The sequence below is a fragment of the Pseudomonas frederiksbergensis genome (assembly GCF_000802155.2).
Lineage (GTDB): Bacteria > Pseudomonadota > Gammaproteobacteria > Pseudomonadales > Pseudomonadaceae > Aquipseudomonas > Aquipseudomonas frederiksbergensis_A.
This window is the reverse complement of sequence record NZ_JQGJ02000001.1, coordinates 516,140-536,602: the sequence shown is the minus strand read 5'-3', so window position 1 is coordinate 536,602 and position 20,463 is coordinate 516,140. Positions and strand designations below refer to the sequence as shown.

The window sequence follows — 20,463 nt, the reverse complement described above, 5'->3', positions numbered from 1 at the left end:
GTTCGCAAGGTTCATATCAGACCGCTACCAGCACGATGGCGCCGATAACCAGCACGGCGCCAGCCGCCATGGAAGCCGCATACCAACGCAGTTGACCGGTCTCGGTACGGCTCAGGGCAGTGTGGCCGCCCTTGGCCATGCGCGGGATCAGGCCAATGGTCTGGTCGAGCGGGTCTTTGCGCAGAATGTGGCTGATCGCAAGGTATGGCTTGACGAACAGTTTGTCGTAGATCCAATCGAAGCCCCAGGCAGCGAACCACCAGGCCGAAAGGAAACGCCCGATGCCGCTGTTGGCGATTGCCGTGACGAAGCGACGCTTGCCCAGGAACAACAGGGCGGCCAGCAGGATACCCGCCAGGGCGATGGCGCCCGAGGCGATTTCCAGGCTGTGCTTGGCTTCGCCGCCGGCATGGCCGACGCTTTGCGGCAGCACATCGGCCAGCGGTGGAGTGATCATGGCGCCGACGAAGGTCGACAGCACGATCAGCACCGACAGCGGCAGCCAATGGGCGATGCCGTGGCCGGCGTGGGCTTCGGTCTTGGCTTCACCGTGGAACGCGATGAAAATCAGGCGGAAGGTGTACAGCGAGGTCATGAACGCCCCCACCAGGCCTGCATAGAGCAGACCCTGGTTACCGCTGGCGAACGCTTCCCAGAGGATCTCGTCCTTGGAGTAGAAACCGGCGGTGACCAGTGGCAGGGCCGCCAGGGCCGCGCCGCCAACGATGAAGCTGGCGTAGGCCAACGGCAGTTTCTTCCACAGGCCGCCCATCTTGAAGATGTTCTGCTCGTGGTGGCAGGCAACGATCACTGCACCGGAGGCAAGGAACAGCAGGGCCTTGAAGAAGGCGTGGGTCATCAGGTGGAAGATCGCGCCTTCCCAGGCACCGACGCCCAGGGCCAGGAACATGTAGCCGATCTGGCTCATGGTCGAGTAGGCGAGGATGCGCTTGATATCGGTTTGTACCAGGGCGGCAAAACCGGCCAGCACCAGGGTCACGCCGCCAACGACGCCGACCAGGTGAAGGATGTCCGGCGCCAGGGCGAACAGGCCGTGGGTACGTGCGATCAGGTAGACACCGGCGGTGACCATGGTCGCGGCGTGGATCAGTGCCGAAACCGGGGTAGGGCCGGCCATCGCGTCCGCCAACCAGGTCTGTAGCGGCAGTTGCGCGGATTTACCGACAGCGCCGCCCAACAGCATCAAGGTCGCCAGGACGATCCAGAAGTCGCCGGCCTTGAAGTGCTCGGGTGCCTTGACCAGCAGTTCCTGGATGTTCAGCGTACCCAGTTGCTGGAACAGGATGAACAGGCCGATGGCCATGAACACGTCGCCGATCCGGGTCACGATGAAGGCCTTGAGTGCGGCGTTACCGTTGTTGCGGTTGCTGTAGTAGAAACCGATCAACAGGTACGAGCACAGGCCCACGCCTTCCCAGCCGAAGTACAGGAACAACAGGTTATCGCCGAGCACCAGGAACAGCATGCTGGCGATGAACAGGTTGGTGTAGGCGAAGAAACGCGAATAACCGGCTTCACCGCGCATGTACCAGGAGGCGAACAGGTGGATCAGGAAACCCACGCCGACCACCACGCCAAGCATGGTCACCGACAGGCCGTCCAGGTAGAGGGCGAAGTTAGGCGTGAAGCCTTCCACCGCCATCCACTGCCACAGCACCTGCACGTACGCGCCACCTTCCGGCGGCGCGACGTTGAATTGCCAGATCACGTAGGCCGTGACGATGGCGGACAGGCCGATGGAACCCACGCCAACCAGCGCCGAAAGGTTTTCCGACCAACGTCCACGGGAGAACGACAGCAGCAGGAAACCGATGAGGGGAAATATGAAAGTCAGGAAAAGAAGGTTCATCCGCGCATCTCGCTGGCAGCGTCAATATCGAGAGTGTGGAAGCGGCGATACAGCTGCAACAGGATCGCCAGGCCGATACTGGCCTCGGCGGCTGCCAGGCTGATCACCAGGATGAACATGATCTGTCCATCCGGTTGCGCCCAGCGAGCGCCCGCGACGATGAAGGCCAGGGCGGAGGCATTCATCATCACCTCCAGGCTCATCAGCACGAACAGAATGTTGCGGCGGACCATCAGGCCGACCAGACCGAGACAGAACAGGATGCCGGCGACCGCCAGACCATGTTCGAGAGGGATAGCAGGCATGTGATTACTCCTTCGCCTCGTTACGGCCCAAATGGAACGCCGTGACGACTGCGGCAAGCAGCAGCATCGAGGCGAGTTCGACCACCAGCAGGTACGGGCCGAACAGGCTGATGCCCACGGCCTTGGCGTCTACGGTGGTGTGGCCGATGGCCTGGCCGCTCTGGTGGGCGAACAGCACATACAGCAGTTCACCCAGCAGCAGGGCGGAGAGAATCACCGGCCCCGCCCAGATGCCGGGCTTGAGCCAGGCGCGTTCCTGTTGGATTGCCGCCGGGCCGAGGTTGAGCATCATCACCACGAACACGAACAGCACCATGATGGCGCCGGCGTAGGCGATCACTTCCAGGGCACCGGCGAACGGTGCGCCGAGGGCGAAGAAGGTCATGGCCACGGCGATCAGCGAAATGATCAGGTAGAGCAGGGCGTGCACGGGGTTGGTGTTGGTGACCACACGAAGTGTGGAGACCACCGCGATACCCGATGCGAAATAGAAAGCGAATTCCATCTTTCTTCCTTAAGGCAGCAAGCTCTTCACGTTGATCGGTTCGGCTTCGTTCTGCGCGGCGCCTTTCGGCTTACCGGCAATGGCCATACCTGCAACACGATAGAAGTTGTAATCAGGGTTTTTACCGGGACCGGAAATCAGCAGGTCTTCTTTCTCGTACACCAGGTCCTGACGCTTGAAGTCAGCCATTTCGAAATCCGGCGTGAGCTGGATCGCGGTGGTCGGGCACGCTTCCTCGCACAAGCCGCAGAAAATGCAGCGCGAGAAGTTGATGCGGAAGAAGTCCGGGTACCAGCGACCGTCTTCGGTCTCGGCTTTCTGCAGGGAGATGCAGCCCACCGGGCACGCCACGGCGCAGAGGTTACAGGCTACGCAGCGCTCTTCGCCGTCGGGGTCGCGGGTCAGGACGATGCGCCCGCGATAACGCGGCGCCAGGTAGACCGGTTCTTCCGGGTATTGCAGGGTGTCGCGCTTGCGAAAGCCATGGCCGAAGATCATGACCAGGCTTCGCAGTTGGGTACCGGTACCCTTAACGATGTCGCCAATATATTTGAACATGGGTCAAATCCTCACTGAACCGCGGCCGCAGGCGCGTTCATCAAAACGATCGCAGCGGTCACCAGCATGTTGATCAGGGTCAGCGGCAGGCAGAATTTCCAGCTGAAGTCCATCACCTGGTCGTAGCGTGGGCGCGGGATCGAGGCGCGCAGCAGGACGAACAGCATGATGAAGAACGCGGTCTTCAGGGCGAACCACACGAAGGACAGTTGCGGCAGGATGCCGAACGGACCGTGCCAGCCACCGAAGAACAACGTCACCAGCAATGCCGAGATCAGGATGATGCCGATGTACTCGCCAACGAAGAACATGCCCCATTTCATGCCGGCATATTCAATGTGGTAACCGTCGGCCAGTTCCTGTTCCGCTTCCGGCTGGTCGAAGGGGTGACGGTGAGTCACGGCCACGCCAGCGATGAAGAACGTACAGAAGCCGAAGAACTGCGGAATGATGAACCACAGGTTCTGCGCCTGGTATTCGACGATGTCGCGCATGTTGAACGAACCGGCCTGGATCACGATGCCCATCAGCGACAGGCCCATGAACACTTCATAGGACACGGTCTGGGCCGAAGCCCGCAGGCTGCCGAGCAGGGCGAACTTGTTGTTGCTCGACCAACCGGCGAACAACACCGCGTACACCGACAGGCCGGCCATGGCGAAGAAGAACAGCAGGCCGATATTCAGGTCCGCCACGCCCCAGGTCGGGGTGATCGGGATGACCGCGAAGGCGATCAGCAAGGCGCTCATGGCCACGACCGGTGCCAGGGTGAAGATCACCTTGTCGGCGAACGGTGGCGTCCAGTCTTCCTTGAAGAACATCTTCACCATGTCGGCGGCGATCTGGAACATGCCGAACGGGCCGACGCGGTTCGGACCGTAGCGGTCCTGCCACCAGCCCAGCAGGCGACGCTCGACGAAACTCAGCAACGCGCCGCACACCACCACGGCCAGCAAGACCACGATGGCCTTGAGGACCGTCAGGATCACGGCGATCACTTCAGGGGTGAACCAGCTCATTGCGCTGCCTCCTGCAGACCGTCGACGGTTTTGCCGAAAATAGCCGGTGGAATACCCGCCAGGCCAGCCGGCAGGGCCACCAGGCCGGCGCCCAGTTCTTCATTGATGCGCAGCGGCAGGCGCAGTATCTGGCCGGCCACGTTCAGGCTCAGCAGGGCACCGTCGTTGACGCCCAGGCGATCGGCTTCGGACTTGGCCAGCGACACGTAGGCGGCCGGGATGCGTTCCTGTACCGGTTCGGCCCGGGAGGAGTTCTCCTCACTGCCGAACAGGTGATGGAACGGCACAACCTGCCAGGTGCCCGGTGCCGGATTGAAGGCCCGCGGAACACTGGCGAACCAGCCCAGGCCATCGCCCTGGCTTTCGATCAGGCGAGTGCCCGGATCACCGGCGCGCAGGTGACCGCCGACTTCGTCCTGGAACTTGTTCCAGGCTTGTGGCGAGTTCCAGCCCGGCGACCAGGCGAACGGCACTTGCGAGCGCGGTTCGGCAGAGCCCGAGTAGCCTTCCATGGAGAAGGCGAACGCGGTGTCCTTGTCCTGCGGGGTACGCGGTTCATGGACGCTGATGTTGGCGCGCATCGCGGTACGACCGGAGTAGCGCAGCGGTTCGCGCGCCAGCTTCAGGCCTTTGATGCGGAACGCGGCGGACGGCGCGGCGTCGACCACACCGGCCAGTTGCGGGCTGCTCGAAGCAACGGCGGCGGTGACGTGGTCCAGTTGCGTCCAGTCGATCGGCTGGTCCAGCAGGGTGGCGCGCAGGGCGTGCAGCCAGCGCCAGCCTTCGTGGACCAGGATGCTGGCGTCCAGGTATTGCGGGTCGAAAACCTGGAAGAACCGCTGGGCGCGACCTTCCTGGCTGACCAGCGTACCGTCGCCTTCGGCGAAGCTCGCCGCCGGCAGCACCAGGTCGGCGCGGTCGGTGGTAGCGGTTTTCTGGTGGTCGGCGACGATCACGACCTTGGCGGCGTTCAGCGCAGCATCGACCTTGGCCTTGTCAGTGCGGGTGAACAGATCGTTCTCCAGCACCACGATGGCGTCGGCGCTGCCGTCGATCACGGCTTGCAGGGCTGCATCGACCGATTCGCCACCGAGCATGGCCAGGCCGAGGCTGTTGGCTTCAGGCACGACCAGGCTGATGGAGCCGTTCTTGTCGCGCAGCTTCAAGGCCTTGGCAATGTTGGCAGCGGCCTCGATCAGTGCCTTGGAACCCAGGGAGGTACCGGCGATGATCAGTGGGCGCTTGGCCGCCAGCAGGGCGTCGGCGATGCGTTGGGCGAGGGCGGCTGCTTCGCTGTCCAGGCCGTCGACGGCCGGGGCGCTGGCGTCCAGGGCGTGGGCCACGGCGAAACCGATACGCGCCAGGTCGTCGGGGGCGGCGTGGACGCATTCTTCGGCCACATCGTCGAGCTTGGTTTCAGCGAGGCTGGCGATGAACAACGGGTTCAGCGCGTGCTGGCCGATGTTCTTCACGGCGGCGTCGAGCCATGGTTGGACGCGCATGGCGTCGGCCATGTCCTCGGCCTTGCCCTTGACCGACTGGCGCAGGGCCAGGGCCATGCGGGCGGCGGTCTGGGTCAGGTCTTCGCCAAGGACGAACACCGCGTCATGGTCTTCGATATCGCGCATCGTCGGCACGGGCAGCGGGCTGTCCTTGAGCACTTGCAGCACCAGGCGGATGCGTTCCAGCTCGCCGGCCTCGATGCCACTGTAGAAGTGCTCGGCGCCGACCAGTTCACGCAGGGCGTAGTTGCTTTCCAGGCTGGCGCGAGGCGAGCCGATGCCGACGATGTTGCGTCCGCGCAGCAGTTCGGCGGCCTTGTCCAGGGCCTCGTCCAGGCTCAGCTTGGTACCATTGGCCAGCAGCGGCTGGCGCGGGCGGTCCTTGCGATTGACGTAGCCATAGCCGAAACGGCCGCGGTCGCACAGGAAGTACTGGTTCACCGAACCGTTGTAGCGGTTTTCGATGCGGCGCAGTTCGCCATAGCGCTCGCCCGGGCTGATGTTGCAACCGCTGGAGCAGCCATGGCAGATGCTCGGCGAGAACTGCATGTCCCATTTGCGGTTGTAGCGCTCGGAGTGCGTCTTGTCGGTGAACACACCGGTCGGGCAGACCTCGGTGAGGTTGCCGGAGAACTCGCTTTCCAGGGTGCCGTCTTCAACGCGACCGAAGTACACGTTGTCGTGGGCACCGAACACACCCAGGTCGGTGCCGCCGGCGTAGTCCTTGTAGAAACGCACGCAACGGTAGCAGGCGATGCAGCGGTTCATCTCGTGGGAAATGAACGGGCCGAGGTCCTGGTTCTGGTGGGTGCGCTTGGTGAAGCGATAACGGCGCTCGTTGTGGCCGGTCATCACGGTCATGTCTTGCAGATGGCAATGGCCGCCTTCCTCACAGACCGGGCAGTCGTGAGGGTGGTTGGTCATCAGCCATTCGACGACGCTGGCGCGAAACACTTTCGCTTCTTCGTCATCGATGGAGATCCAGCTGCCGTCGGTGGCGGGGGTCATGCAGGACATGACGATCCGACCACGCTTGTCGTTCTCGTCGGTGTACTGCTTGACCGCGCACTGGCGACAAGCGCCAACGCTGCCAAGGGCGGGGTGCCAGCAGAAATAAGGGATGTCGAGGCCCAGCGACAGACAAGCCTGTAACAGGTTGTCTGCGCCATCGACTTCGAGCTCTTTGCCGTCTACGTGGATAGTGGCCATGGTTCAAAGTTCTTCGTTGGCCCGGTGTCAGCGGGCGTGGCTAATGGAATCTTGTCATTCGTCCGAATCCAAACAGCCTCGGTAAAGGCGTCATCGAACGAAAGGCGAAGGGCACGGACCCTTCGCCTTTTTAAGCGTCGTTACGCGCCGACCATGGTCGGCGTGACCACCTGATTGAGGTTGTCCGCGCGGGTTGGCGCGATACCGGCCTCGAATTCAGGGCGGAAGTATTTGATTGCGCTGCCCAATGGCTCCACGGCACCCGGTGCGTGAGCACAGAAGGTCTTGCCTGGGCCGAGGAAACCCACCAGGCCCAGCAGGGTCTCGATGTCGCCGGGTTGGCCTTGGCCTTTCTCGATGGCCATCAGGAGCTTGACGCTCCAGGGTAGGCCATCGCGGCAAGGGGTGCAGAACCCGCAGGATTCGCGCGAGAAAAACTGTTCCATATTGCGCAGCAGGGAGACCATGTTGACGCTGTCGTCCACCGCCATTGCCAGGCCGGTACCCATCCGGGTGCCCACCTTGGCGATGCCGCCGGCGTACATTTGTGCGTCCAGGTGTTCCGGCAACAGGAAACCGGTGCCGGCGCCGCCGGGCTGCCAGCACTTGAGCTTGTAGCCGTCGCGCATGCCGCCGGCATAGTCTTCGAACAGCTCGCGAGCGGTAACGCCGAAGGGCAGCTCCCATAGGCCAGGGTTCTTGACCTTGCCGGAAAAGCCCATGAGCTTGGTGCCCATGTCTTCGCTACCGTCGCGGGCCAGGGATTTGTACCAGTCCACGCCGTCGGCGATGATCGCCGGCACGTTGCACAGGGTCTCGACGTTGTTCACGCAAGTCGGCTTGCCCCACACGCCCACGGCGGCAGGGAAGGGCGGCTTGGAGCGTGGGTTGGCGCGGCGGCCTTCCAGGGAGTTGATCAGCGCGGTTTCTTCACCGCAGATGTAGCGCCCGGCGCCGGTGTGGACGAACAGCTCGAAATCGAAGCCGCTGCCCAGGATGTTCTTGCCCAGCAGCCCCGCGGCCTTGGCTTCTTCCACGGCACGGTTCAAGTGCTTGGCGGCGGTGGTGTATTCGCCACGCAGGAAAATGTAGCCACGGTAGGTCTTCAACGCACGGGCACTGATCAGCATGCCTTCGATCAGCAGATGGGGCAGTTGCTCCATCAGCATGCGGTCTTTCCAGGTGTTGGGTTCCATCTCGTCCGCGTTGCACAGCAGGTAGCGGATGTTGATGGATTCGTCCTTGGGCATCAGGCCCCACTTCACGCCGGTGGGGAAGCCCGCACCGCCACGGCCCTTGAGGCCGGAGTCTTTCACGGTCTGGACGATGTCATCGGCGGCCATGTCGGCGAACGCCTTGCGCGCGGCGGCATAGCCGTTCTTCGCCTGGTATTCGTCCAGCCATACCGCTTCGCCGTCGTCACGCAGACGCCAGGTCAGGGGATGGGTTTCGGCCGAACGCTGGATGCGGTTGGCGGGCCCGAAGGAAGTCAGGGTCATACGTAGCCCTCCAGCAGTTTGGCGACGCCGTCCGGCTTGACGTCACCAAAGGTGTCGTCATCGATCATCAGCGCCGGCGCCTTGTCGCAGTTGCCCAGGCAGCACACCGGCAGCAGGGTGAAGCGGCCGTCGGCGGTGGTCTGGCCCAGGCCAATGCCCAGCTTGTTCTGGAGCTCGCCGACCACCGACTCGTGGCCGCCGATGTAGCAGACCATGCTGTCGCAGACGCGAATGATGTGGCGGCCCACTGGCTGGCGGAAAATCTGGCTGTAGAACGTCGCGACGCCTTCGACGTCGCTGGCCGGGATACCCAGGATCTCGCCAATGGCGTAGAGCGCGCCGTCAGGCACCCAGCCACGTTCCTTCTGGACGATCTTCAGTGCTTCGATCGACGCCGCGCGCGGGTCTTCGTAGTGGTGCAGCTCGTGCTCGATGGCCGAGCGCTCGGTTTCGCTCAAGGCGAAACGGTCAGTCTGGATAAGCGTGCTGTTCATGCTTAGCGGTCCACGTCGGCCATAACGAAATCGATACTACCCAGGTACGCGATCAAGTCCGCGACCATGCTGCCTTTGATCACCGAAGGGATCTGCTGCAGGTGCGGGTAGCTTGGGGTGCGAATCCGGGTGCGGTAGCTCATGGTGCCGCCGTCGCTCGTCAGGTAATAACTATTGATGCCCTTGGTCGCTTCGATCATCTGGAAGGATTCGTTGGCCGGCATGACCGGGCCCCACGAAACTTGCAGGAAGTGCGTGATCAGGGTCTCGATGTGCTGCAGCGTGCGTTCCTTCGGTGGCGGCGTGGTCAGCGGGTGGTCCGCCTTGTACGGGCCTTCCGGCATGTTGCGCATGCACTGCTCGATGATCTTGACGCTCTGGCGCATCTCCTCGACGCGAACCAGGCAGCGGTCATAGGCATCGCCGCTGGACGCCAGCGGGACTTCGAACTCGAAGTTCTCGTAGCCGGAGTACGGGCGCGCCTTGCGCAGGTCGAAGTCCAGGCCGGTGGCGCGCAGGCTTGGGCCGGTGACGCCCCATTCCAGCGCTTCCTTGGTGTTGTAGGCGGCAACGCCGACGGTACGGCCCTTGAGGATGCTGTTCTGCAAGGCGGCCTTGGTGTATTCGTCCAGGCGCTTGGGCATCCACTCGACGAAATCCTTGACCAGCTTTTCCCAGCCGCGCGGCAGGTCGTGGGCCACGCCGCCGATGCGGTACCAGGCCGGGTGCAGGCGGAAGCCGGTGATTGCTTCGATCACCGTGTAGGCTTTCTGGCGGTCGGTGAAGGTGAAGAACACCGGCGTCATGGCGCCCACGTCCTGGATGTAGGTCCCCAGGAACAGCAGGTGGCTGGTGATACGGAAGAACTCGGCCATCATGATGCGAATCACGTTGACGCGGTCCGGCACCGTGATGCCCGCCAGTTTTTCCACCGACAGGACGTACGGCAGGTTGTTCATCACCCCGCCGAGGTAGTCGATGCGGTCGGTGTAGGGAATGTAGCTGTGCCAGGACTGGCGCTCGCCCATCTTCTCGGCGCCACGGTGGTGGTAGCCGATGTCCGGGACGCAATCGACGATCTCTTCACCGTCCAGTTGCAGGATGATGCGGAAGGCACCGTGGGCCGAAGGGTGGTTCGGGCCCAGGTTGAGGAACATGTAGTCCTCGTTGGCGCCGGAGCGCTTCATGCCCCAGTCTTCAGGCTTGAAGCGCGCGGACTCTTCTTCGAGCTGCTGCTTGGCCAGGGTCAGGCTGTACGGGTCGAACTCGGTGGCGCGGGCTGGGAAGTCCTTGCGCAACGGGTGACCTTCCCATGTCGGCGGCATCATGATGCGCGTCAGGTGCGGGTGGCCGGGGAAATCGATGCCGAACATGTCCCAGACTTCACGCTCGTACCAGTTGGCGTTCGGCCAGATGCCGGTCACGGTCGGCACGCTGAGGTCGCTCTCGGACAAGGCGACCTTGATCATCACGTCACTATTACGCTCTACCGACAACAGGTGGTAGAACACGGTGAAGTCGGCACCTGGCAAGCCCTGGCGCTTGGTGCGCAGACGCTCGTCCACGCCATGCAGGTCATAGAGCATGACGTACGGCTTGGGCAGGTTGCGCAGGAACGTCAGGACTTCGATGAGCTTGGCGCGGGCAACCCAAAGCACCGGCATGCCGGTGCGGGTCGACTGGGCGGTGAACGCCTCTGCGCCAAAACGATTGTTCAGTTCGACGACCACATCCTGGTCGTCTGCCTTGTAAGGCGGGATGTACAGAGCACTGCCTGTAGTCATGGTTATTTATCGCTTTCGGTCAACGTAAAGAATGAAGCCAGGTTCTCGTTTCTTCTAAAGAACAGAGCTGGATCAGACTTCGTCGGGGCTGCGCAGATTGGTGACTGCGATTCGCTGTTCGCGGCGCTGTTCCTTTTGCGACGGCATGTCGGCGCGATAGACGCCTTGATCACCGACGACCCAGGACAGTGGGCGACGCTCCTGGCCGATGGATTCCTGCAGCAACATCAGGCCTTGCAGGAAAGCTTCGGGGCGGGGCGGGCAGCCGGGCACATAGACATCCACCGGGAGGAACTTGTCGACTCCCTGGACCACGGAATAAATGTCGTACATGCCGCCGGAGTTGGCACAGGCGCCCATGGAAATGACCCACTTGGGCTCCAGCATCTGTTCGTACAGTCGCTGGATGATGGGGGCCATTTTCAGGAACGGCGTACCGGCGATAACCATGAAATCCGCCTGGCGCGGCGATGCCCGGATCACCTCGGCGCCAAAGCGCGCGATGTCGTGGGGCGCCGTGAAGGCGGTGGTCATTTCCACGTAGCAGCACGAAAGGCCGAAGTTGTACGGCCACAGGGAGTTCTTGCGACCCCAGTTGACCGTACTGTTCAGCACGTCTTCGAGCTTGCCCATGAAGATGTTCTTGTGGACTTGATCTTCTAACGGATCGGCGACGGTTTCCCGCTTGCCGATCGGATACTGCTCGTTAGGAGCATCGGGGTCGATCCTGGTGAGATTGTATTGCATTGCCAAAGCCTCATTGTTTCAGCTTCGCTTGCCGCTTGCGCCGAGCTTCCGGAGCCCAATCAAGAGCCCCCACCCGGTAAAGGTAGACAAGACCTGCCAACAGAATTGCTATGAAAACGAGAGCTTCGACAAATCCGGTCCAGCCGCTTTCGCGGACGGACACAGACCAGGCAAAGAGAAAGAGGGCTTCGATATCGAAGATCACGAAGAGCATCGCGACCAGATAGAATTTGGCTGAGAGCCGCAAGCGGGCGCCACCGGTAGGCAGCATGCCGGACTCGAACGGTTCATTTTTGCTGCGGCCCCAGGCTTTTGACCCGAGCAGGCTCGACACGCCGAGCATGAAGGCACACAGGCCGACGACACCCAGAAGGAAAATGGCAAAGCCCCAGTTGTGGGCCATGAGTCCTGTCGCTTCGGGCATGCTGGAAATCCTTAACAGAGAGCAAAGGTCTCTGAGCTTGAAAAGAAATAACGCAGTGACGATATGTCGCAGCAATCAATCGCGGTGATTTTATGGCTAAACACCGGGCAAGTAAAATTCCTATGATGAAATTATTTATTGGAATAAGGACATAGCACGCCTCCAAGGCTCTGCAACCCAGGCCTGGTGGGGGCTGGGCGTCTGTTCATCAATAATATTTCGTGGGGGATGTAACAATGATAATGCCTTTCAAATGATAATTATTATTATCTGTGGTGACCGTTCCACGGTGCACTTAATGTAGTGCAGGAGGGCCTTCCTAACATCGTCGCTACTGCAATTGTCAGCGCCGCACGTTTTACTCCTTTTCAGACAGCCCAACACTGCGTTCGATCAATTTTCTATTTATTGCACGAAACTTTCTTGAGCGACGTACGCGGTGGAGCTTGGATCCGCAAGGCGGGCTGTCATTCGCCGCCGTCATGCAACGTCGACTCTTCCCTTGAAGGATTGATGTCAAATGGCTATCTTTATGCCTCATTCGTCTAATCATCTATATCAATATGTGATTAGGCTAAGCCCCCTTCTCAGATAGCCGCGCCAGTCCTGAATGATCGCGGCTGATTATCGTAAGGACTGTCATGAACTCTTGGATCGCGAATATGAGCGTCATGCTCAAGCTGGCTTTGGGCTTTGCCGTTGTGCTGCTTCTGACCGCCATTCTCGCTGCGACCGGCTGGTTCAGCCTGGGGAAAATGATCGAGCGTACTGATCGAATGACCAGCATTACCGAGCTCGGTAACCGTCTTGATCACCTGCGCAGGGCTCGCTTGCAATACCAACTGGACAGGGGCGATGAACAGAAGGGTGCAGCAATCCAGGCGTCGCTGGAGCAGTTTGTTGCCAAGCAGAAAAGCCTCGCAAGCGAGTTGAAAAAGCCTGAAAACCTGCAAAAACTGGCGCTGATCGAGCAGGCCAGCACGCGCTATCAAGTGGCCCTGGATACGATGCGCGAGGCTTATCGCAATGACGCAGCCATGCGCAAGGAGATGGGCGTCAATGCGGTCAAGGGCGCTGCGCTGATTGCCAAAGTCATCAATGACGTCGAAGCAATGCCTGCCTCGGATGAGCGCCGCTTTGAGTTGTACAGGATCATCCTCAAGGCAAAAGAGGATGTGGCACTGGTGCGTTACGAAGTGCGTGGCTATACCGGCAACCCCAACAGCGTTACCGAGCAGGCCGCCAATCGCCAGCTCGAAAATGCACTCAAGGGCATCGAAACCCTCAATAGCGCATTCGGTCCGGCCTACGCCGATACCTTCAAGCAACTGGAAGCCGCGCTGGTTGCCTACCGCCGTTCGGTGCAGGACTTCACTGCCAGTAATCAGGCCATTGGCAAGGCCGTGCAGGATACGGTCGATCTGGGTGAAACCATCACCGGTCTGTCTGACGAAATGTATGCCAGCCAATTGGTCTCTCGGGACGAAGACAGCGCCGAGGCTCGCGTCCTGCAGTTGAGCTGTGCTGCCTTGGCGATGTTGTTGGGGATTCTTGCCGCCCTGATCATTACCCGCCAGATTACCCGGCCGTTGCGTGACACGTTGGCGGTGGTCGACCGCATTGCGGCAGGCGACCTCACCCAACATATGATCGTGACCCGCAAGGATGAACTGGGGATCTTGCAGCAGGGTATCCAGCGCATGGGCGCCACCCTGCGCGACTTGATCGAGGGCATTCGCGATGGCGTTACGCAAATCGCCAGTGCCGCCGAAGAATTATCGGCTGTCACCGAGCAGACCAGCGCCGGCGTTAACAGCCAGAAGACCGAAACCGATCAGGTGGCGACCGCCATGCACGAAATGTCGGTCACGGTGCATGAGGTCGCGCGTAATGCCGAACAAGCTCGCGCAGCCGCATCAGAGGCCGATGCGCAAGCCCGTATTGGCGACGAAGTAGTCGCGCAAGCCATCGTTCAAATCGAGCGCTTGGCCAGCGAGGTCGGTCGTTCAGTCGAAGCCATGAGCGAGCTGGAGCAAGAAAGCGGGCGCATTGGCACGATCATGGATGTGATCAGGGCGGTGGCTGAACAGACCAACTTGCTGGCCCTTAACGCCGCCATCGAGGCCGCCCGGGCGGGTGACGCCGGACGCGGTTTTGCCGTGGTCGCCGATGAAGTCCGGGGGCTGGCCCAGCGTACCCAACATTCCACCGAGGAAATTGAAAGCCTGGTGGCGGGATTGCAGAACGGCACGCGCCAGGTATCGAGCATGATGCGAAACAGCCGCGAACTGACCGACAGCAGCGTGGAGTTGGCCAGCAGGGCAGGTGCATCCCTGGGTAACATCAACCAGGCGGTGTCCGGCATTCAGATCATGAATCAACAGATCGCCGCCGCCGCGGTGCAACAAAGCTCGGTGGCCGAGGAAATCAGCCGCAGTATCCTGAGCGTGCGCGATGTTTCCGAGCAGACCGCCTCAGCCAGCGAAGAAACCGCAGCCTCCAGCGTCGAACTGGCGCGCCTGGGTAACCAGCTGCAGCAGTTGGTCAGTCATTTCAAGGTTTGAGAAGCGAGCCGGGGAAGCCGGCAAAAAAAAGCCCCGAACCAGTCGGGGCTTCAGATCGTCGGCTTTGCGGTTAGCTTTTATTCGGTCCGCAAGGGCCGTTTGTTTTTGTGATCAGTGGAACTGTTCTTCTTCGGTCGAACCGGTCAGCGCAGTCACGGACGAGGTGCCGCCCTGGATCACGGTGGTCATGTCGTCGAAGTAGCCGGTGCCCACTTCCTGCTGGTGGGCCACGAAGGTGTAGCCTTTGGCGGCGTCAGCGAATTCCTGCTCTTGCAGCTTCACGTAGGCGGTCATGTCGTTGCGGGCGTAGTCGTGCGCCAGGTTGAACATGCTGTGCCACATGTTGTGGATGCCGGCCAGGGTGATGAACTGGTGCTTGTAGCCCATGGCGGACAGTTCGCGCTGGAACTTGGCGATGGTCGCGTCGTCCAGGTTTTTCTTCCAGTTGAAGGAAGGCGAGCAGTTGTACGACAGCAGTTGGTCCGGGTATTCCTTCTTGATCGCTTCGGCGAAACGACGGGCTTCGTCCAGGTCCGGCTTGGCGGTTTCGCACCAGATCAGGTCGGCGTACGGCGCGTAGGCCAGGCCGCGGGCGATGGCCTGGTCGAGGCCGGCGCGCACTTTGTAGAAGCCTTCCTGGGTGCGAGTGCCGGTGACGAACGGCTGGTCATACGGGTCGCAGTCCGAGGTCAGCAGGTCGGCGGCGTTGGCGTCGGTACGGGCCAGGATGATGGTCGGTACGCCGGCAACGTCGGCCGCCAGGCGGGCAGCGGTCAGCTTCTGTACGGCTTCCTGGGTCGGAACCAGTACCTTGCCGCCCATGTGGCCGCATTTTTTCACCGAGGCCAGTTGGTCTTCGAAGTGAACGCCGGCGGCGCCTGCCTCGATCATGCTCTTCATCAGCTCGTAGGCGTTCAACACGCCGCCGAAACCGGCTTCGGCGTCAGCCACGATCGGAGCGAAGTAGTCGATGTAGCCTTCGTCGCCCGGGTTCTTGCCGGCTTTCCACTGGATCTGGTCGGCGCGGCGGAACGAGTTGTTGATGCGCTTGACCACGGTTGGAACGGAATCCACCGGGTACAGCGACTGGTCGGGGTACATCGACTCGGCGGAGTTGTTGTCCGCAGCCACTTGCCAGCCCGACAGGTAGATGGCCTGGATGCCGGCCTTGACTTGTTGTACGGCCTGGCCGCCAGTCAGGGCGCCCATGCAGTTGACGAAGTCTTTCTCGGGACGGAAGGATGGCTTGGCGCCCTGGGTGACCAGGTTCCACAGCTTCTCTGCGCCCATTTTCGCAAAGGTGTGCTCAGGTTGAACCGAACCACGCAGACGGACGACGTCAGCAGCGGAGTAATTGCGCTTCACGCCTTTCCAGCGCGGGTTTTCAGCCCAGTCTTTTTCAAGGGCTGCAATTTGCTGTTCGCGTGTCAGTGCCATGGAGATAAACCTCGTCGCATAGGTCTGGGGTGGAAAATTCCTGCTCCTGCCGACCGGGGGGTGGCATACAAGTCGGTTCAGGCGGGGAGGCGACGGGATGAACGATGGGCTCGAGGGGAAAGTGAGCAGGTAGAGGCGAACTGCGGGCGCATTCGGGCGTCGTGGGCCTTCATACGAACTCAGAGTGATGCCGGGTTACCTAGTTACGCTTCCGTCCCTCGGGACAACTTCGTTCCAGTCGCAACCTCGTCAAACACACCTTGTGGGCGGTACAGACACGAATCGGCTCGCAGGGTGGTTGCAAGCATCGACCCGAAGGCCCTTGCCAGGGCCCCTGATTAGCGGGAGCGAGGCCATCATGCCTTCGGTTTTTTGGCTCGTCAAACGTTTTGTAGTGCTTTTTTTCAAGCACTACATCTTTGGTCTAATACGACTCATCAGTCAGTTTCTGGTGCTTCAGTTCAAGGTGTCGACCTTCACCCGCAGAATCATGTCATCCCGGCCCTGGGTCGAGTAGCTGCGGGTCAGGCCCTGTTTATCGGCTTGAGTCTGGCGATTCACCCCGGCCAGGGTGATCCATTCTCCCAGGCGTCCGCTGACGGTTGTGTCGGTACTTTGCACGTTCACTACATCGGGACGTTCCTGGCTCATGCGGTCACGGTTGGTACTGATGCTCAGATGAACGGTCTCGCCGGTGACGCTGGCGGTGACGTAGAAGCCCTGCGTGACGTTGCGGTATTCGGTCTGGCTTTGCATGCGCCCGTAGCTGTCGGTCTGGTTGCTGGTGAACGGCACGCTCTGGCCGACCTGGATCAGCGCCGGCTGGCCTTCGCTGGCCTGCACCTGCTGCACGCCACCGTCACGGCTGGCGGTGCTGCGGTTGATGATGCGAGTCTGGCTGGGCGCGGCACCGTTGATCGAGTAACCCTGGTCGCCCTGCAGGTTGTTTTCATTGGTGTCGACAGTGATCAGCAAGCGCTTGGGAGCGGTGTCCAGCTGAGCCAGGAATTGCCGGAGTTCTTCGATCTTGCCTGGTTCGGCGTTCACGATCAGTTGGTTGCCGTAGGCGCTGACCTGGCCGTCCTTGCCGATGAAGTTCTGTGCCACCGGCAGCAAGTCCGCGCTGGTGCGGTAGTTCAGCGGCACGATTTGTGTGTCGGCCATGGCTGACAGGCTGCTACCAAGCAGCAGGAAGGTCAGCAGGGTGCGTGCGAGCATGTCCATTTCTCCGTGAGACAAAGGCCTGATATTGCCAGTTTGTCGGCCTCGGGTGGGGCAAGTTGAATGGTAGACGGCAAAACGCCCCGGCATCGGTGGATGGCGAGGCGTTTTGGGCGTTGCAGGATGCTTTTGTGGCGAGGGAATTGTGGTGCTGCTTGCTGCGGGGCTCAGGCCGAGCGCCGCACCATGTCCACATGAGGAATGCCGGCTTCGAGGAATTCCTCGCTGACCACCGCGAACCCCAGTCGCTCGTAGAACGGCGTGGCGTGCACCTGGGCGCTGAGCATCTGTTGCTTGAGCCCGCGTTTCTCGGCCTCGGCAATGAGTGCATGCATCAAGGCATCGCCGACCTTCAGGCCGCGCCAGTCCTTGAGGACCGAGACGCGGCCGATATGGCCGTCAGCCAACAAGCGGGCGGTGCCGATGGGAAAGTCCCCTTCGAAGGCCAGGAAATGCACGGCGTCCTGGTCATCCGAATCCCACTCCAGCTCGGGAGGTACGGATTGCTCGGCGATGAACACCGCTTCACGAATGCGCCGGATCTCGGCGTTATCCTTTTGCCAGTCTGCGACACGAACGTGAATTTTATTCATCGGCGAACCCCAGGCTGCCTTGCTTGACCAACTCATGGATGAGGCTGCGGCCCTCTTCATCGGCGAGCCATGGGCCAAGGTTTTCGATGTGCAGCGCGTCGGCGGCGCAAATCATCTTCAACAGCTCTCGCAGCTTGCCCGGCAGGTAACGGCTCTGGCCGCTGGCGAACAGCAGCAGGTCGTCATCGACTTCCGACCAAGCCAGGCGTGCGCTCGGGTTGCGGATGATTACCGCGCCCTGTTCCAGGCCGGCGAGCAAGTCGTCTTCTTCCAGTTCCGGGCCCACCACCAGTTCCGGGTAGCGTGGCTCGGTCATGAACTGGCCGAACCAGGTCAGCAGCAAACGCTCGTCGCTCATGTGCTCGGCCAACAGGCCCTTGAGGCGGTCCAGCGCGTCGTGCTGGATCTGATGCGGGTCAGCCACGGGGCGTGCATCGGCGTCAGTGTAACGCTCTTCGTCCGGCAGGAACTGGCTGAGGAAGTCGGTGAAATGAGTCAGGACTTCGGCGGCACTCGGCGCGCGGAAGCCGACCGAGTAGGTCATGCAGTCATCCACGGCGACGCCGCAGTGAGCCAGGCGCGGCGGCAGGTAGAGCATGTCGCCGGGTTCCAGGGTCCACTCTTCGGTGGCTTCGAAATCGGCAAGGATACGCAGGTCCGCGTGGGGCAGCAGCGGGCTCTCGGAGTCGCACATCTGGCCGATCTTCCAGTTGCGCTTGCCATGGCCTTGCAGCAGGAAGACGTCGTAGTTGTCGAAATGCGGGCCCACGCCACCACCAGGGGCGGCGAAGCTGATCATCACGTCGTCGATGCGCCAGCTCGGCAGGAAGCGGAAATGCTCCAGCAACTCGCTGACTTCGGGGACAAACTGGTCGACAGCCTGCACCAGCAAGGTCCACTCGCGCTCCGGCAGCTTGCTGAATTCGTCTTCGGCGAATGGGCCGCGACGCAATTCCCAAGGTCGCTCGCCGTGCTCGATCACCAGGCGCGATTCGACTTCTTCTTCCAGCGCAAGGCCAGCCAGTTCGTCGGCATCGATCGGGCTTTCGAAGTCAGGAATGGCCTGGCGGATCAGCAGCGGTTTCTTCTGCCAGTAGTCGCGCAGGAACTCCCGTGCCGTGATGCCGCCCAGGAGTTGCAGTGGAATGTCAGGATTCATGTGTAACCTATTGAAAAAATATACTTTTCAGCCGCGAATAAAAACGCCCGGCGCGGCCGGGCGTCTCAAAGGTGGAGCGATGGATCAGATGCGCTTGGCTTGTGCCGCCGCGTTGCCGATGTAGCTGGCCGGGGTCAGCTTCTTCAACTCGGTCTTGGCCTCGGCAGGCATGTCCAGGCCATCGATGAAAGTCTGCAGCGCTTCAGGACTGATGCCCTTGCCACGGGTCAGCTCTTTCAGCTTCTCGTACGGGTTTTCGATGTTGTAGCGACGCATCACGGTCTGGATCGGCTCGGCCAGGACTTCCCAGCAAGCGTCCAGGTCGGCGGCGATCTTTTGCTCGTTGAGCTCCAGCTTGCTGATGCCCTTGAGGCTGGCCTCGTAGGCGATGACGCTGTGGGCGAAACCTACGCCCAGGTTGCGCAGCACGGTAGAGTCGGTCAGGTCGCGCTGCCAGCGGGAAATCGGCAGCTTGCTCGCCAGGTGCTGGAACAGCGCGTTGGCGATGCCCAGGTTGCCTTCGGAGTTTTCGAAGTCGATCGGGTTGACCTTGTGCGGCATGGTCGAGGATCCGATTTCGCCGGCGATGGTGCGCTGCTTGAAGTAACCCAGGGAAATGTAGCCCCAGATGTCACGGTCGAAGTCGATCAGGATGGTGTTGAAGCGTGCGATCGCGTCGAACAGCTCGGCGATGTAGTCGTGCGGTTCGATCTGGGTGGTGTACGGGTTGAAGCTCAGGCCCAGTTCGTCTTCGATGAAGGCGCGGGCGTTGGCTTCCCAGTCGATGTCCGGGTAGGCCGACAGGTGGGCATTGTAGTTGCCCACGGCGCCGTTGATCTTGCCCAGCAGCGGCACGGCGGCCACCTGGGCGATCTGGCGCTCCAGGCGGTAGACAACGTTCGCCAGCTCCTTGCCCAGGGTGGTCGGCGAAGCCGGTTGACCATGGGTGCGCGACAGCATCGGCACGTCGGCGAAGCGGATCGCCAGCTCGCGGATAGCCTGGGCAGTCTGGCGCATCAGGGGCAGCATCACCTCATCGCGGCCTTCGCGCAGCATCAGGGCGTGGGACAGGTTGTTGATGTCCTCGCTGGTGCAGGCGAAGTGGATGAACTCGCTGACGTTGGCCAACTCCGGCAGCTTGGCCGCTTGCTCCTTGAGCAGGTATTCGATGGCCTTGACGTCGTGGTTGGTGGTGCGCTCGATCTCTTTGACGCGCTCGGCGTGCTCCAGCGCGAAGTTTTCAGCGAGGGCGTTGAGTACCGCGTTGGCTTCGGCGGAAAAAGCCGGGACTTCACCAATACCAGGGTGGGCGGCCAGGCGCTGGAGCCAGCGCACTTCAACCAGGACGCGGGCACGGATCAGGCCGTACTCGCTGAAAATCGGGCGCAGGGCCTGGGTTTTGCCGGCGTAGCGGCCGTCTACAGGGGAAACCGCAGTGAGCGAAGAGAGCTGCATGGGGTGTTCTCGGACAGTCGGGCAACGAAATGGGGCGCGTATCATACATGAAAACCAGCGCCGGTCCGTCGCCAACTGACCGGCGTGTTACGCGTAACAAGTTAAAACTGTTTATTGC

The 20,463-nt window shown here is 61.3% G+C and carries 17 protein-coding genes and 1 pseudogene; 2 read left to right on the top strand and 16 right to left on the bottom strand.

Annotated features, from left to right (window positions below; genetic code table 11):
• Positions 1 to 16: 16 nt before the first annotated feature.
• The 11 genes from nuoL to JZ00_RS02340 form a co-directional block, all read right to left on the bottom strand.
• Positions 17 to 1,870 carry an NADH-quinone oxidoreductase subunit L gene (gene nuoL / locus JZ00_RS02390; protein WP_039592867.1) on the bottom strand — a complete coding sequence of 618 codons (1,854 nt, stop codon included), beginning with the start codon at positions 1,868 to 1,870 and terminating at the stop codon, positions 17 to 19.
• Complete coding sequence (nuoK, locus tag JZ00_RS02385; RefSeq protein WP_003180046.1) at positions 1,867 to 2,175, bottom strand: NADH-quinone oxidoreductase subunit NuoK; 309 nt, start codon at positions 2,173 to 2,175, stop codon at positions 1,867 to 1,869. Before nuoK ends, nuoL begins: the two co-directional genes overlap by 4 nt.
• Positions 2,176 to 2,179: 4 nt before the next feature.
• On the bottom strand, positions 2,180 to 2,680 hold the full coding sequence (gene nuoJ, locus JZ00_RS02380) for an NADH-quinone oxidoreductase subunit J (protein WP_039592868.1): 501 nt from the start codon (positions 2,678 to 2,680) through the stop codon (positions 2,180 to 2,182).
• Between the two features lie 9 nt (positions 2,681 to 2,689).
• Complete coding sequence (gene nuoI, locus JZ00_RS02375; protein ID WP_024779320.1) at positions 2,690 to 3,238, bottom strand: NADH-quinone oxidoreductase subunit NuoI; 549 nt, start codon at positions 3,236 to 3,238, stop codon at positions 2,690 to 2,692.
• A gap of 11 nt (positions 3,239 to 3,249) precedes the next feature.
• The gene (gene nuoH / locus JZ00_RS02370) at positions 3,250 to 4,257 is read right to left on the bottom strand and encodes an NADH-quinone oxidoreductase subunit NuoH (protein WP_039592869.1); all 1,008 of its coding nucleotides are present in this window, start codon (positions 4,255 to 4,257) and stop codon (positions 3,250 to 3,252) included.
• A complete protein-coding gene (gene nuoG, locus JZ00_RS02365; protein ID WP_039592870.1) occupies positions 4,254 to 6,968 on the bottom strand; it encodes an NADH-quinone oxidoreductase subunit NuoG in 2,715 nt (904 codons plus the stop codon). Before nuoG ends, nuoH begins: the two co-directional genes overlap by 4 nt.
• Before the next feature lie 140 nt (positions 6,969 to 7,108).
• Positions 7,109 to 8,467 (bottom strand): NADH-quinone oxidoreductase subunit NuoF, encoded by a 1,359-nt coding sequence (nuoF, locus tag JZ00_RS02360; protein WP_039592871.1) that lies wholly within the window; start codon positions 8,465 to 8,467, stop codon positions 7,109 to 7,111.
• Positions 8,464 to 8,961: an NADH-quinone oxidoreductase subunit NuoE gene (gene nuoE, locus JZ00_RS02355; RefSeq protein WP_039592872.1), complete on the bottom strand. Its 498-nt coding sequence runs from the start codon at positions 8,959 to 8,961 to the stop codon at positions 8,464 to 8,466. The genes nuoF and nuoE overlap by 4 nt, the downstream gene beginning before the upstream one ends.
• Positions 8,962 to 8,963: 2 nt before the next feature.
• Positions 8,964 to 10,745 carry an NADH-quinone oxidoreductase subunit C/D gene (nuoC, locus tag JZ00_RS02350; RefSeq protein WP_039592873.1) on the bottom strand — a complete coding sequence of 594 codons (1,782 nt, stop codon included), beginning with the start codon at positions 10,743 to 10,745 and terminating at the stop codon, positions 8,964 to 8,966.
• A gap of 72 nt (positions 10,746 to 10,817) precedes the next feature.
• Positions 10,818 to 11,492, bottom strand: coding sequence for a NuoB/complex I 20 kDa subunit family protein (locus tag JZ00_RS02345; RefSeq protein WP_039592874.1), 675 nt, complete (start codon positions 11,490 to 11,492; stop codon positions 10,818 to 10,820).
• 10 nt (positions 11,493 to 11,502) lie between these two features.
• Entirely contained in the window at positions 11,503 to 11,916 is a 414-nt protein-coding gene (locus tag JZ00_RS02340; protein ID WP_030141323.1) for an NADH-quinone oxidoreductase subunit A, read from the bottom strand.
• Positions 11,917 to 12,557: 641 nt separating this feature from the next.
• Between JZ00_RS02340 and JZ00_RS31855 the strand changes: the two are divergent.
• Positions 12,558 to 13,577 (top strand): annotated as a pseudogene (locus JZ00_RS31855) (methyl-accepting chemotaxis protein); the annotation flags it as partial.
• Positions 13,563 to 14,480 carry a methyl-accepting chemotaxis protein gene (locus tag JZ00_RS31850; RefSeq protein ID WP_412177656.1) on the top strand — a complete coding sequence of 306 codons (918 nt, stop codon included), beginning with the start codon at positions 13,563 to 13,565 and terminating at the stop codon, positions 14,478 to 14,480. The pseudogene JZ00_RS31855 and the gene JZ00_RS31850, both read left to right, overlap by 15 nt.
• A gap of 111 nt (positions 14,481 to 14,591) precedes the next feature.
• Here the strand turns inward: JZ00_RS31850 and aceA are convergent, their stop codons facing one another.
• The 5 genes from aceA to purB all read right to left on the bottom strand — a co-directional run bounded on the left by aceA (position 14,592) and on the right by purB (position 20,345).
• On the bottom strand, positions 14,592 to 15,917 hold the full coding sequence (aceA, locus tag JZ00_RS02330) for an isocitrate lyase (protein WP_018925513.1): 1,326 nt from the start codon (positions 15,915 to 15,917) through the stop codon (positions 14,592 to 14,594).
• Between the two features lie 456 nt (positions 15,918 to 16,373).
• Complete coding sequence (locus JZ00_RS02325) at positions 16,374 to 17,135, bottom strand: secretin N-terminal domain-containing protein (protein ID WP_039592876.1); 762 nt, start codon at positions 17,133 to 17,135, stop codon at positions 16,374 to 16,376.
• A gap of 170 nt (positions 17,136 to 17,305) precedes the next feature.
• Positions 17,306 to 17,731, bottom strand: coding sequence for a GNAT family N-acetyltransferase (locus JZ00_RS02320; RefSeq protein ID WP_039592877.1), 426 nt, complete (start codon positions 17,729 to 17,731; stop codon positions 17,306 to 17,308).
• Positions 17,724 to 18,890 carry a ribosomal protein uL16 3-hydroxylase gene (locus JZ00_RS02315; protein ID WP_039592878.1) on the bottom strand — a complete coding sequence of 389 codons (1,167 nt, stop codon included), beginning with the start codon at positions 18,888 to 18,890 and terminating at the stop codon, positions 17,724 to 17,726. Before JZ00_RS02315 ends, JZ00_RS02320 begins: the two co-directional genes overlap by 8 nt.
• An 84-nt stretch (positions 18,891 to 18,974) precedes the next feature.
• Entirely contained in the window at positions 18,975 to 20,345 is a 1,371-nt protein-coding gene (purB, locus tag JZ00_RS02310) for an adenylosuccinate lyase (RefSeq protein WP_039592879.1), read from the bottom strand.
• Between the last annotated feature and the right edge of the window lie 118 nt (positions 20,346 to 20,463).